The sequence below is a fragment of the Janthinobacterium sp. HH104 genome (assembly GCF_001758715.1).
Classification (GTDB): Bacteria; Pseudomonadota; Gammaproteobacteria; order Burkholderiales; family Burkholderiaceae_D; genus Janthinobacterium; species Janthinobacterium aestuarii.
In genome coordinates this window covers 76608-88533 of record NZ_LRIB01000036.1, presented here as the reverse complement: position 1 = coordinate 88533, position 11926 = coordinate 76608, and the positions used below count along the sequence as shown (strand labels likewise).

At 63.8% G+C, this 11926-nt stretch carries 13 protein-coding genes; 7 read left to right on the top strand and 6 right to left on the bottom strand.

Features of this window, described 5'->3' with window-relative positions; all coding sequences use genetic code 11:
* Position 1 precedes the first annotated feature (1 nt).
* The 6 genes from fliM (at position 2) to fliR (ending at position 4102) form a co-directional block, all read left to right on the top strand.
* Positions 2 to 988: a flagellar motor switch protein FliM gene (gene fliM / locus JAB6_RS16200; protein ID WP_034754035.1), complete on the top strand. Its 987-nt coding sequence runs from the start codon at positions 2 to 4 to the stop codon at positions 986 to 988.
* Positions 989 to 1164: 176 nt separating this feature from the next.
* Positions 1165 to 1599 carry a flagellar motor switch protein FliN gene (fliN, locus tag JAB6_RS16195; protein ID WP_034754038.1) on the top strand — a complete coding sequence of 145 codons (435 nt, stop codon included), beginning with the start codon at positions 1165 to 1167 and terminating at the stop codon, positions 1597 to 1599.
* Positions 1596 to 2174: a flagellar biosynthetic protein FliO gene (gene fliO, locus JAB6_RS16190; RefSeq protein WP_070303630.1), complete on the top strand. Its 579-nt coding sequence runs from the start codon at positions 1596 to 1598 to the stop codon at positions 2172 to 2174. The genes fliN and fliO overlap by 4 nt, the downstream gene beginning before the upstream one ends.
* Before the next feature lie 82 nt (positions 2175 to 2256).
* Positions 2257 to 2940: a flagellar type III secretion system pore protein FliP gene (gene fliP / locus JAB6_RS16185; protein ID WP_223279098.1), complete on the top strand. Its 684-nt coding sequence runs from the start codon at positions 2257 to 2259 to the stop codon at positions 2938 to 2940.
* Between the two features lie 9 nt (positions 2941 to 2949).
* On the top strand, positions 2950 to 3219 hold the full coding sequence (fliQ, locus tag JAB6_RS16180) for a flagellar biosynthesis protein FliQ (protein WP_034754044.1): 270 nt from the start codon (positions 2950 to 2952) through the stop codon (positions 3217 to 3219).
* Between the two features lie 16 nt (positions 3220 to 3235).
* On the top strand, positions 3236 to 4102 hold the full coding sequence (gene fliR, locus JAB6_RS16175; RefSeq protein WP_070303629.1) for a flagellar biosynthetic protein FliR: 867 nt from the start codon (positions 3236 to 3238) through the stop codon (positions 4100 to 4102).
* A gap of 9 nt (positions 4103 to 4111) precedes the next feature.
* Here the strand turns inward: fliR and JAB6_RS16170 are convergent, their stop codons facing one another.
* The gene (locus tag JAB6_RS16170; protein WP_070303628.1) at positions 4112 to 4756 is read right to left on the bottom strand and encodes a LysE/ArgO family amino acid transporter; all 645 of its coding nucleotides are present in this window, start codon (positions 4754 to 4756) and stop codon (positions 4112 to 4114) included.
* A gap of 73 nt (positions 4757 to 4829) precedes the next feature.
* Here JAB6_RS16170 and JAB6_RS16165 point away from each other — a divergent pair, with 73 nt between their 5' ends.
* Complete coding sequence (locus JAB6_RS16165) at positions 4830 to 5726, top strand: LysR family transcriptional regulator ArgP (protein WP_070303627.1); 897 nt, start codon at positions 4830 to 4832, stop codon at positions 5724 to 5726.
* Between the two features lie 9 nt (positions 5727 to 5735).
* Here JAB6_RS16165 and JAB6_RS16160 read toward each other — a convergent pair whose 3' ends face one another.
* The 5 genes from JAB6_RS16160 to flgJ form a co-directional block, all read right to left on the bottom strand.
* Complete coding sequence (locus tag JAB6_RS16160; RefSeq protein ID WP_070303626.1) at positions 5736 to 6995, bottom strand: MFS transporter; 1260 nt, start codon at positions 6993 to 6995, stop codon at positions 5736 to 5738.
* 45 nt (positions 6996 to 7040) lie between these two features.
* Positions 7041 to 7484: a MarR family winged helix-turn-helix transcriptional regulator gene (locus tag JAB6_RS16155; protein WP_070303625.1), complete on the bottom strand. Its 444-nt coding sequence runs from the start codon at positions 7482 to 7484 to the stop codon at positions 7041 to 7043.
* A gap of 165 nt (positions 7485 to 7649) precedes the next feature.
* The gene (gene flgL, locus JAB6_RS16150) at positions 7650 to 8891 is read right to left on the bottom strand and encodes a flagellar hook-associated protein FlgL (RefSeq protein WP_034754058.1); all 1242 of its coding nucleotides are present in this window, start codon (positions 8889 to 8891) and stop codon (positions 7650 to 7652) included.
* 51 nt (positions 8892 to 8942) lie between these two features.
* Complete coding sequence (gene flgK / locus JAB6_RS16145) at positions 8943 to 10910, bottom strand: flagellar hook-associated protein FlgK (protein WP_070303624.1); 1968 nt, start codon at positions 10908 to 10910, stop codon at positions 8943 to 8945.
* A gap of 88 nt (positions 10911 to 10998) precedes the next feature.
* Positions 10999 to 11925, bottom strand: coding sequence for a flagellar assembly peptidoglycan hydrolase FlgJ (gene flgJ / locus JAB6_RS16140; protein ID WP_070303623.1), 927 nt, complete (start codon positions 11923 to 11925; stop codon positions 10999 to 11001).
* Position 11926: the final 1 nt, after the last annotated feature.

The following is an 11926-nucleotide window of genomic DNA, read 5'->3' as shown; positions in this document are numbered from 1 at the left end:
CATGGCCGATAATTTCCTCTCCCAGGAAGAAGTCGATGCCCTTCTGAAGGGCGTCAACGGAGACCAGGACGACGCGCAGGCGCCGGAAGATGTCACGGGAGTTCGTACCTACAACCTGGCAACCCAGGAGCGCATCGTGCGCGGCCGGATGCCAACGTTGGAAATTATCAACGAGCGTTTCGCCCGGCTGCTGCGCGTGGGCCTGTTCAACTTCCTGCGCCGCAGCGCCGAAGTGTCGGTCGGTTCCGTGCGCGTGTCGAAATACAGCGAGTTCATCCGCAACCTGGTGGTGCCGACCAATCTGAACCTGGTGCACATGAAACCGCTGCGCGGCACGGCCCTGATGGTGTTCGATCCGGGCCTCGTCTTCCTGCTGGTCGACAACCTGTTCGGCGGCGACGGACGCTTCCATACGCGCGTCGAAGGACGCGACTTTACGCAGACGGAACAGCGCATCATCCTGCGCATCCTCGACATCGTCTTCGAAGCGTATACCAAGTCGTGGGAGCCGGTCTTCCCCGTCGAGTTCGAATATATCCGTTCGGAAATGAACACGCAGTTCGCCAATATCGCCACGCCGAACGAGGTGGTGGTGGCTTCCACGTTTACGGTGGAACTGGGCTCCGTTTCCGGACAAATTCACTTCTGCATGCCGTATTCGATGATCGAGCCGATCCGCGATTCACTGACCTCAAGCCTGCAGGGCGAGGCGCTGGAAGTGGACAAGCGCTGGATCCGCCTGATGACGCAGCAGATCCAGATCGCCGAAGTCGAGCTGGTGGCCTCGCTGGGCACGGCGCGCGTGTCGTTCGATGAAATCCTGAACATGAAGGTGGGCGACATTATCCCCCTGAATATTCCCGAACTGATCGCCGCCACCGTCGATGGCGTGCCCGTGATGGATTGCACGTATGGCGTGTTGAACGGACAATATGCATTGAAGGTGGAGAAACTCCTCGCCAATGCCGATAACATGAACAACCACTAAACACCTGACCAAACCTACTGCGCGTCGCGCTTTGCGGCCTGCGATGCTCACCGTGTTCCAGCACGGTTGCGCTTCTTAGCCACAAATCACTGCCGCTCGCTACGATTTTGCCAGGCGTTACAATTAATATATACACTGGCCGCTTGGCGGCCAACTCTGTACAACAGGAGAAACACATGTCTGACAACCAAGACGACCAAAGCGCGGAAGACGATTGGGGCGCGGCCATTGCCGAGCAGGCCAAGGCGGAAGCCGAAGCGCTGCAGAACCAGGCCGCCAATACGGCCAGCGCCGCCAGCGCCGCCGTGTTCAAGGACTTTTCCAAGCAGGCGTCGAAGTCGGAAACGCACAACGATATCGATTTCATCCTCGATATCCCCGTGCAGCTGACGGTCGAACTGGGCCGCACCAAGATCGCCATCAAGAACCTGCTGCAACTGGCGCAGGGCTCCGTGGTCGAGCTCGACGGCCTGGCCGGCGAACCGATGGACGTGCTGGTCAACGGCTGCCTGATCGCCCAGGGCGAAGTGGTGGTGGTCAATGACAAGTTCGGCATCCGCCTGACCGACATCATCACGCCTTCCGAACGCATCCGAAAATTGAATAAATGAAGCCTGGCCTGTTGATTTCCACCATGCTGCCGCTGATGGCGGCATGCAGCATTGCGCTGGCTGAAGCGCCAGCCGCGTCCGCACCAGCGGCCAGCGCCGCCAGCGCTTCCGTCGCCGTGGCAAGCGAGACACCGCCTGCCGCCGTAGCGGCGCCAGCAGCTTCTCCGGCTGCCTCGCCTGCCGCCGCCATGCCGCCTGGCGCACCGGCGACGATGGCGCCGGCAAGCTCGGCCGGCAGCTTGCTGCAAACCATCTTCGCGCTGATGTTCGTGCTGGCCCTCTTGATCGGCCTGGCCTGGTTCATGAAACGCTATGGCCCCAAGGTCATGGGCGGCAACAACAAGATGCGCGTCGTCAGCTCGCTGAACCTGGGCGGACGCGAACGCATCGTCCTCGTCGAAGTGGCCGACCAGTGGATCGTCGTCGGCGCCTCGCCAGGCCGGATCAACGCGCTGGCCACCATGCCGCGCCAGGAAGGCGATCTGCCGCAACTGGCCACGGCGCAAAACGGCCCTGCGGCCGCCAATTTTTCCGAGTGGCTGAAACAGACCATCGAAAAACGCAATGGGAAATAAGCAGCAGATGGCGTGGTCCACCTTGAAGACTCCCCTGACCTGGCTGCTGGCGGCCGTTGCCCTGGCCTTGCCGCTGTGGGCGATGGCCCAGCCTGGCATCCCGGCCTTCAACAGCACGCCGGCGCCGGGCGGCGGCCAGAATTACTCGCTGCCGGTGCAGACGCTCATCCTGATGACGTCGCTCACCTTTTTGCCGGCGGCCCTGTTGATGATGACCTGCTTTACGCGCATCATCATCGTGCTGTCCTTGCTGCGCCAGGCCATCGGCACGCAATCGGCACCGCCGAACCAGGTGCTGGTGGGCCTGGCCCTGTTCCTGACCCTGTTCGTCATGGGGCCCGTGTTCGACAAGATCTATACGGATGCCTACCAGCCCTACCAGGAAAACAAGATCACCATGCAGCAGGCGATGGACAAGGGCGTCGATCCCCTGAAAACCTTCATGCTCAAGCAGACGCGCCAGGCCGACCTGGCCCTGTTTGCCAAAATGTCGCGCTCACCGGCCCTGCAAGGTCCGGAAGACGTGCCGCTGCGCATCCTCGTGCCCGCCTTCGTCACCAGTGAACTGAAGACGGCGTTCCAGATCGGCTTTGCCATCTTCATCCCGTTTTTGATCATCGACATGGTGGTCGCCAGCGTGCTGATGTCGATGGGTATGATGATGATGTCGCCCGCCACGATCTCGCTGCCGTTCAAGCTGATGCTGTTCGTGCTCGTCGATGGCTGGCAGTTGCTGCTGGGCTCGTTGTCTCAGAGTTTTTACTAGGGGAAGCAGATGACACCCGAAAGCGTCATGACCCTGGGCCGCCATGCGATGGAAATCACGCTGATGGTGGCCGCGCCCATGCTGCTCGTCGCCCTCATCATCGGCCTGATCGTCAGTATCTTCCAGGCGGCCACGCAGATCAACGAGGCGACCCTCTCCTTCATCCCCAAGCTGGTCGGCATCTTTGTCGCCATCGTCGTGGCCGGTCCGTGGATGCTGTCCGTCATGCTCGACTACATGCGCCAGGTGTTTACGGGCATCCCGAACCTGGTGGGTTAGTGCAGCCACTGTTGCCATGCTGACCCTGTCCAGCATCGAACTCAATACGTGGATCGCAGCATTGCTGTGGCCGCTTAGCCGTATCCTCGGCCTGATCGCGGCCGCCCCCCTGTTCGGCAATGCGGCCCTGCCGGCCACCGTCAAGGTGACCCTGGGCGCGCTGCTGGCCATGATCATCGCCCCCACCGTGCCGGCCTTGCCGGCCGTCAACCCGATGTCCCTGCCCGGTTTGCTGATCCTCACGCAGGAAATGCTGGTGGGCCTGGCCATGGGCTTTTCCATCCGCATCGTGTTTTCCGCCATCGAAATGGCCGGCGAACTCAGCAGTCTCACCATGGGCCTGGGCTTTGCCTCGTTCTTTGATCCGCAAACCAAGGGCAGGTCGTCCGCCATCAGCCAGTTCCTCGTCATGCTGGCCACCTTGATGTTTTTGACCGTCAATGGCCACCTGGTCTTGCTTGCGGCGCTGGCGGAAAGCTTTGTCAGCCTGCCCATTTCGGCTAGCCCCATCAGCGGCGGCGGTTTCCAGCAATTGGCTGCCTGGGGCGGGGAAATCTTCCGTTCCGGCCTGCAAATTTCGCTGCCCATCATCGCCGCCCTGCTGCTGACCAACGTGGCCCTGGGCATCTTGACGCGCGCCGCGCCGCAGCTGAACATTTTCGGTATCGGTTTTCCCGTCACCCTGGGCGTGGGCTTGCTGGTGATCGGCATGGTCCTGCCTTACCTGGCCACGCCCTTCCAGAACATGTTCCTGCGCGGCATAGAAACGGCGCGTTTGCTGCCGCGCGGCTTTGCCATGCGCGACCGGCCACCACCGCCGGCGCCGCCGAACCCCTTGCGTCCCGCACTGCCTGCGCCGGCGCCGCTGCCGCCCGCGCGCTGATCAGACCTATCAGCCCAGCGCGTGGCGCAGCAGCAGCGCCGACAGTACGAACATGGTCACGCCGATCAAACCATCGAGCACTTGCCAGGCCCGCGGCCGCGCAAACCACGGCGCCAGCCAGCGCGCGCCATAGCCGAGCGAGGCAAACCACAGCAGGCTGGCCGCGCTGGCGCCGGCAATGAAGCAGGCGCGCAGCGCGCCCGGCTGCTGGGCGCCGATACTTCCCACCAGCAATACCGTATCCAGATAGACATGGGGGTTGAGCAAGGTAAAGGCGGCCGCCTGCGCCAGGATGGCAGCCAGGCCGAGGCCGGCCCCGCCCTCGGCCGTACGCAACTGCTGGGGACGGCGGGCGCGCCGCAGGGCTTGCCAACCGTAGACGGCCAGAAAGATGGCGCCGCCCAGCGCCAGCGCACTGGCCAGCATGGGACGCTGCCCCAGCGCCCGGGACATGCCCAGAACGCCAGCGGCAATCAGCGCCGCGTCGGCCAGCGCGCAAAACAGCACGATGGCGCCCACGTGTTCGCGGCGCAAGCCTTGCCGCAAGACAAAGGCATTTTGCGAGCCGATGGCAACGATGAGTCCCAGGCCCAGGGTCAAGCCCTGGAGGAAGACGGAAAAAACGAGTGGTGTGGTGGCGGTCGAGAGTGTCATGCGGCGATCTTGCCAGCCGAACGAAATGAAGGCAAACTACCTTTTCTACAGTAAGTTAAGGAAAACTTCATTCATGCTCGATTATGCCGCCCTCGCCGCGCTGGCTTCCGTCATCCGCGAAGGCAGTTTCGAGCGCGCGGCGCGCGCCTTGCATGTGACGCCATCGGCCATTTCGCAGCGCATCCGCCTGCTGGAAGAGCGCGTCGGCTGCGCGCTGGTGATACGCGACCAGCCCTGCCGCGCCACGGAAACGGGCCGGCGCTTGTGCCAGCATGTGGACCAGGTGCAATTGCTGGAGCAGGATTTGCAGGGCACCTTGCCGGCGCTGGCCGCCCAGGGCATGTCGCGCGCCAGCGTGCCCATCGCCGTGAACGCCGACAGCCTGGCCACCTGGCTGGCGCCCGCCATCGCCGCCTTCGGGGCGGCGCATCCGGTGCTGCTGCAAGTGGCCGTCGACGATCAGGACCATACGGCCGAATGGCTGCGCAGCGGCGCCGTGCTGGCCGCCGTCAGCGCCACGGCCCGGCCAGCTTCCGGCTGCAACAGCCGTCCGCTGGGCGCCATGCGCTACCTGGCGGCCGCCAGTCCCGCCTTCCTGCGGCGGTATTTTCCCCATGGCGTCGGCGCCGCCAGCCTGGCGCTGGCGCCCAGCCTCGTGTTCAATGCCAAGGATGAGCTGCAGGCGCGCTGGGTGCGGCGCCTGTGCCACCGGCACGTGGAGTTGCCGCGCCACACCCTGCCCTCGTCGCACGCCTTCGTCACGGCCGCCCTGGCCGGCATGGGCTGGGGCTTGCATCCGCAGGCGCTGATCCAGTCCCATCTCGATAATGGCAGCCTGGTCGAACTGCTGCCCGCTGCGCCATTGGACGTGCCCCTGCACTGGCATACGGCGCGCGCCGCGTCGAGCCTGCTCGATGGCTTGAGCGCCGCCATCCTGGCCGCCGCCCGCACGGGCCTGCTGCCGCCCTGATTGCCAGCGTCAGCGCTGGTCGCTGCTGAGTGCGAAGCGCCAGCGCCGCAGGTCGACGTTCAAGCGCAACTGGTGATGCTTGACCAGATAGCGCACGCCGACGAGGGCCGCCGCCAGACCGGACAAAGCGCCGATGCCCAGCGCCCAGCGCGGGCCGAAGGTGTCGGCCACCCAGCCCACGATGGGTGCGCCCAGTGGCGTGCCGCCCGCCGAAATGGCCAGCACGATGGCCATCACGCGGCCCCGCATGGCGGGCGCCGTCGACAGTTGCACGCTGCTGTTGACGCTGGTGGTAAAGGTTTGCGCGGCAATGCCGATGACCACCAGCATCATGCCGAACAGCCAGTAATTGGGCATCACGGCGGCCAGCGCGCACGCCAGGCCGAACAGTGCGGCCGCGCCCAGCAGCAAGGCCAGCGTGGGCTGGCCGCGCCCCGCCGCCAGCAAGGCGCCGGCCACGGAGCCGCAAGCCATAATCGAACTGAGCACGCCATACTGGCCCGCACCCGCATGGAAGGCCGTGACGGACATGGTCGACAGGAAAATCGGAAAATTCAGGCCGAAGGTGCCGATCAGGAACAGCATCAGCAGGATGGCCATCAGGTCGGGCCGCTGGCGCACGTAGCGGAAACCCTCGCCCAGGCTGGCGCGCGTGGCCTTCAGGCGCGGCGCGCGGCGCAGCAATTCCACGCGCAGCAGCAACAGCGAACCGATCACGGCGGCAAACGAGACGGCGTTGATGATGAAGACCCAGCCGCTGCCGACGCTGCTGATGAGCAAGCCGGCCACGGCCGGGCCCAGCATGCGCGCCGCATTGAACGACGTGGAATTGAGCGCCACGGCATTGGTCAAGTCTTCCTCGCCGACGATTTCGGCAACGAAGGTCTGGCGCACGGGCGAATCGAAGGCCGTCACGCAGCCGAGCAGGAAAGCAAACACATACACATGCCACAGTTGCACGAGGCCGCTGATGCACAGCAAACCCAGGCCCAGCGCCAGCAATCCCATGGCCGCCTGCGTGCACAACAGCAGCTTGCGCCGGTCCAGCAAGTCGGCCGCCATGCCCGTCAGGGGCAGCAACAGCAGCTGCGGGCCGAATTGCAAGGCCATGACGATGCCGACGGCGCTGGCATTGTGCTGCGTCAATTCGCTGAGCACCAGCCAATCCTGCGCCGTGCGCTGCATCCATGTGCCGATATTCGACACGAGGGCGCCGCCGGCCCAGATACGGTAATTGGGAATGCGTAGCGAACGGAATGTGTTGTTCATCTGGGCGTGCGGGCTCCTTGCCGGGTGTTAAGGTCTAGCAGCGGATCATTCCGCCAAGCGTTTGAGTAATGCCACCGCATGGTTCAATTCGGTGACTTCGTCCGGCGTGAGCCGGGTTTCGATGGTGCGCGCCAGCCAGTCTTCGCGCGCGGCGCGGCTGGCCGCGATCCAGGCGCGGCAGCTGTCCGTCAGGGTCAGGATCGTTTGCCGTCCGTCAGCCGGATCGGGCGAACCCGTCACCATCCGCGCTTCCGTCAAGGCTTGCACGGTGGCGGCCATCGACTGGGGCCGCATGCCTTCGGCGCGGGCCAGGCTGCTGGCCGTGGCGGGACCGTCGCGCTCGAGACGGCTCAGGACGGAGGCCTGCGACATGCTGACATCCCCCAGGTGCGCCTCTTCGCGCAGGCGGCGGCGCAACTTGCCGATCAGGATGCGCAATTCGCTGGCCAGTTGCAGGACTTGTTCGTGGTCTTCTTGTGTCGTATGCATGGGAGCGGAAGTGGATCAACGGCCCCTACTATAACAGATACACAGGTAGACTGCACAGTTTACCTGTGTATCTTGCCCAAATGACCAGAATGCGGACGCAAAAAAGCCGGGGCGGGAGATATCCTCCCTGCCCCGGCTTGCCGGTCATCCAGCCGATGCCCGTTCTTAGCTGATGTAGTTAAACAGCGACAAGCCCGAGATCGAAGTGAACGTTTTTTGCGCCGCCTGCAGGGTTACCTGTTGCTGGCTGAAGGTGGAAATGGCTTTCACCATGTCCAGGTCCTGCAGATCCGACAGGGTGGTGGCGTACTGGATGTCGAGGTCGTCACCGGCGCTGTCGAGGTAATCGAGCTCCTTCATGCGGGAACCGACGTCGGCGCGCACGGACAGCACGTTGTCGTAGGCCGTATCGAGAATATTATGCGCGGCGTTCAAGCCGTTCGTCAGGCGCGCCTGGGCAGCATCGCCACTGCCCGTCTGGCGCAGTACGCCGATCAGGTTTTTCACGGTGGTAAACAACGACTCCTTGGCGCTCGGCTCCAGGGTAAAGCTGTCCTGGTCGGCAGGCTTGCCCGTGATGTTCACTTGCTGGCCGTCGAAGGTGATGGCGTCGCCCGCCTTGTAGGGGATGGGCACGGCAGGATTGGGCACCGTCTGGCCCAGGGTGGCGTCGGTGACGGTATAGGTGGTGACGGCGTCCGTCCCCGTGCCCGTGACCTTGAAGTCGATCGAATATTTATGCCCCGTCAATGCCGACGGATCGGTCACCGTGCCGCCCGAGACCACGCCCGAGCCGCCGCGCGTGAAGTTGGCGGCGGCGGCGGCCGTGGTGAACTTGCCGTTGCCCGTCAGGTTGTTTTCAAACACGGTGGCGCCGGAATCGCTGGTGGCCAGGTAGCGCGCCGAACCCACCTGCAGTTCGCGCTGGCCCTGGTCGCCCACGTAGCTGGCGCCCGTCGGCGTCTGGCTGAATGGCTGGGTCGTGGATTTATAGCCGGAGAACAGGTAGCCGCCCGCGCCATCGGCCGTATTCGCGATGCCCAGCAAGTCGGTCAGCCGGCCTTCCAGTTCCCTGGCCAGGGTATCGCGGTCGACGTCCTTCAGGGCCGGATTACCGGCTTTCAGGACCAGGTCCTTCACGTCGGCGATCAGCGAGGTGGTGCTGCCCAGCGCCAGCTCTTCCTGCGACAGGAAGTTCTTCGCGTTCGAACGGTTCGTCACGAACTGGGTATTGATCGATTGCGACTGCGTCACTTCCAGCGCGCGCGCCGAGGCGATCGGATCGTCGGCCGGCGTCAGATTGCGGCGGTTCGACGACAGCTGCATCTGCGTACGGTTCAAGGCGCCCTGCAGATTGTTCAGCTGCGAGCTGCCCTGGTCATAAATCATTCGTGTGCTGATGCGCATGATGCTGCCCTTCCAGAAAGCCGCCGCGCGCTACGTCGCGGCAAAAATTGATTAACGTCCCAGGCCGATCACCACGTCGAACAGGGTGCTGGCAATCTGCATGACCTTGCCGCACGCCTGGTAGGACTGCTGATAACGCAGCAGGTTGGCCGCCTCTTCGTCGAGGTTGACGCCGGAGACAGCCTGCTGCTGGGTGCTAACCTGCTGCAGCAAGGCCAGACTGGCCAGGCCGCTGACCTGCACTTCGCGCGTCTTGTTGCCCACGAAGCTGACGGTTTGCGCATACGAACCCTGGAACGTGGCATTGCCGCCATCGAGGATGTTCTTCGTCTGCAAGCCCGCCAGCAGCGCGGCGTTACGGTTGTCGCCCACGCCGCCCGTATTGGGCTTGATGGTAAAGGTGTCGCCCTGCGCCGGCGCGCCCGTCATGCTGACATTGATGCCGCCAAAGCTGAAGTTGTCGCCTTCCGTATACGGGATGTTCGCCGTGCCGGCCGGATACGTCGTGGTGGCGCCGTTCAAACCCTTGACCGTCACCGCCTGGCCCGCCGGGAAACCCGTCAGCGAGGTGGTCGCCTTGTCATACGTCAAGGTCACGGGACCCGTCAGGGCATTGCCCGGGGCCAGGTAGGCCTTGTCGACGGAGCCGGCGCTGAGCTTGCCCGAACCCGTATTGGCCACGGGCGCCGACGTGGCGATCGGCGCGGCGGCGGCGATCTTGTTGCGGTCGGTGATCAGCACGTTCAGACCGGCCGCGCCATTCGCCGTCGGCCGGATGACGTAGTTGTCGCCCTGGGCGGCCGTGCCCGAGATCGAGAAATCGACGCCGTCGATGGTTTGCGGCCCCGTTTGCGGATACGGATTGATGATGGTGTGTGCGCCGTCGGACTCGCGTGTCACCACATAGTTGCTGCCATCGTATTTCAGGCTGTAATCGCTGGCCGTCAGCTTGGTCGGGTCGCTGACCTTGGCCGACAGCACGGTGGTGCTGCTGGTGTTGTTGCCGCGGTCCGCGCCGATCACGGGATCGGGAATCTTGAAAAAATCGCCGCCCATGGCGCCATTCAAGTCCTGGCCCAGCTTGTGCTGGTCGTTGAAGGTGCTGGCCAGCGCGATGGCGACCTTGCCCAGCGAGTTCTGGACATTATCCAGGGTGCCGCTACGAAATTCCAGCAAGCCGCCCAGCGAGCCGCCGGTCAGGGAGTTGTCCGGCAGCACGGTCACGGTATTGCCCGTGACATAGCCCACCTCGATGCGGTTCGGGTCCGTGCGCGAAGGCGTGGCCGCCAGCTCGAAGCTGCGGTCGGCCACCACCAGGGGCTGCCCAGCGCCGATGGAAATGGTGACGGTATTGTTGGCAGCGGGCTGCACCGTCGCCTTCACGTATTTGTTCAATTCCGTGATCAGCTGGTCGCGCTGGTCGAGCAGATCGTTGGGCTGGTTGCTGGCGTCGACCGACAACTGGGAAATCGACTTGTTCAACTCGGCGAGCTGCTTGGCGTAGGTATTGATGACCGTCACATTCGACGTGATCTGCGAATTGACGCCGTCGCCGATCTCCGTCAGGCGCGCGCTCAGCCCCTGGAAACGCGAAGCGAGCGAGCCGGCGCTCGACAGCAGCGCCTGGCGCGACGCCACCGACGAAGGATTGGCGCTGAAATCCTGCACGCCCTTGAAGAAATCCTGCATGGCGGGCGACAGGCCCGCCGTGGGATCGGCCAGCAAGTTATCGATCTGGCTGATCTGCGTGTAATAGGCGTCGAGTGAGCTGGTCGCGCTTTGCGCGGCATTGACCTGGGTGGCCATGAAGCTGTCGTACTGGCGCTTGATCTGCGACACTTCCGTGCCCGTGCCAACGAAGCCATAGCCAGCATAGTTGGACTGCGAAGTCTGCTGCAGCACCACCTGGCGGTTGTAGCCGGCCACGTTGGCATTGGTGATGTTATGCCCGGTCGTCGACAGGCCCACCTGCGCTGCAAGCAAACCGCTCTTACCGATGCTGAGTAGATTCGAAGTCATGGTGTCTTATTGGTTACCGTCAAATGTATTTACGGCAGCCGCGGCGAAAACTTGAAGCGCGCGGCCTGCACGGGAGCACGGCGGGTTGCTAGCCGACCAGCGAATTCTTGATAATTTTTGTCAATTTGGCAGCGTAATTCGGGTCCGTCGCGTAGCCGGCCTTTTGCAAGCCGTGGGCGAACGTACTGGCGTCGCCCGCGCTGGCCAGTACTTTTTCGTAGCGCTTATTGTTGGTAATCAACTGCGCATAATCCTTGAAGCTGTCCGCATAGCTGTCGTAGGCGCGGAATTTCTCCACCTTGCGCTGCGCCTTGCCATTTACATATTCCGTGGTGACGGCTTCCGTGACCTTGCCCTTCCAGTCGCTCGACGCCTTGATGCCGAACAGGTTGTGGCTGCTGCTGCCGTCGCGGGCGATGATTTCGCGTTTGCCCCAACCCGTTTCCAGCGCCGCCTGGCCCAGCATGAACTTGGCCGGAATGCCGGTGGCGCGGCTCGCCTCTTCCGCATGCACGCCCAGCTTTTCCTGGAAGGCGCGCACGTGGGGCGCCTGCGTGGCGTTGGCCTTGTCGCTCAGGGTCTTGCCGGTGCCGGTGGCGCCGGTCGCGCCCTCGGTGAGGGCGCCCTGCTGCTGGCGGAAGGCGGCCAGCGCCTGCGCCATGCTCGACGAACGGGGCGACGGCGCTTCGGCGCCATCGGCGGCCAGTGCTTGGTTCGACGACGACAACTGGCGGATCAGCACGTCCGCCAGGCCCGTGCCGCGCTTGGCCAGGTTCTGGCTCGTCTGCTGATCCAGCATCGAGGTGTACATCTTGCTTTGCTGGCTATCCATGATGCCGTCCTGCGGCGTCGCTTCGCGCATGCTTTTCATCATCATGTTGATGAACATGGCTTCGAATTGCGTGGCCGCCTCTTTCAGGGCGGCGGGGTCCTTCGCCTTGGCGGACTGGCGCAAGCCATCCATGCCCTTGACGTCATAGGCGGCGGTATTGCTGAGGTCGGTTTGGCTGATCATG

Coding starts and splice junctions, on each gene's coding strand:
- JAB6_RS16170 (WP_070303628.1), bottom strand. CDS start 4,756: ATGACACTCTCGACCGCCACCACACCACTCGTTTTTTCCGTCTTCCTC.
- fliP (WP_223279098.1), top strand. CDS start 2,257: ATGGCCCAGCCTGGCATCCCGGCCTTCAACAGCACGCCGGCGCCGGGC.
- JAB6_RS16155 (WP_070303625.1), bottom strand. CDS start 7,484: ATGCATACGACACAAGAAGACCACGAACAAGTCCTGCAACTGGCCAGC.
- fliM (WP_034754035.1), top strand. CDS start 2: ATGGCCGATAATTTCCTCTCCCAGGAAGAAGTCGATGCCCTTCTGAAG.
- fliN (WP_034754038.1), top strand. CDS start 1,165: ATGTCTGACAACCAAGACGACCAAAGCGCGGAAGACGATTGGGGCGCG.
- fliQ (WP_034754044.1), top strand. CDS start 2,950: ATGACACCCGAAAGCGTCATGACCCTGGGCCGCCATGCGATGGAAATC.
- flgJ (WP_070303623.1), bottom strand. CDS start 11,925: ATGATCAGCCAAACCGACCTCAGCAATACCGCCGCCTATGACGTCAAG.
- fliR (WP_070303629.1), top strand. CDS start 3,236: ATGCTGACCCTGTCCAGCATCGAACTCAATACGTGGATCGCAGCATTG.
- fliO (WP_070303630.1), top strand. CDS start 1,596: ATGAAGCCTGGCCTGTTGATTTCCACCATGCTGCCGCTGATGGCGGCA.
- flgK (WP_070303624.1), bottom strand. CDS start 10,910: ATGACTTCGAATCTACTCAGCATCGGTAAGAGCGGTTTGCTTGCAGCG.
- JAB6_RS16165 (WP_070303627.1), top strand. CDS start 4,830: ATGCTCGATTATGCCGCCCTCGCCGCGCTGGCTTCCGTCATCCGCGAA.
- flgL (WP_034754058.1), bottom strand. CDS start 8,891: ATGCGCATCAGCACACGAATGATTTATGACCAGGGCAGCTCGCAGCTG.
- JAB6_RS16160 (WP_070303626.1), bottom strand. CDS start 6,995: ATGAACAACACATTCCGTTCGCTACGCATTCCCAATTACCGTATCTGG.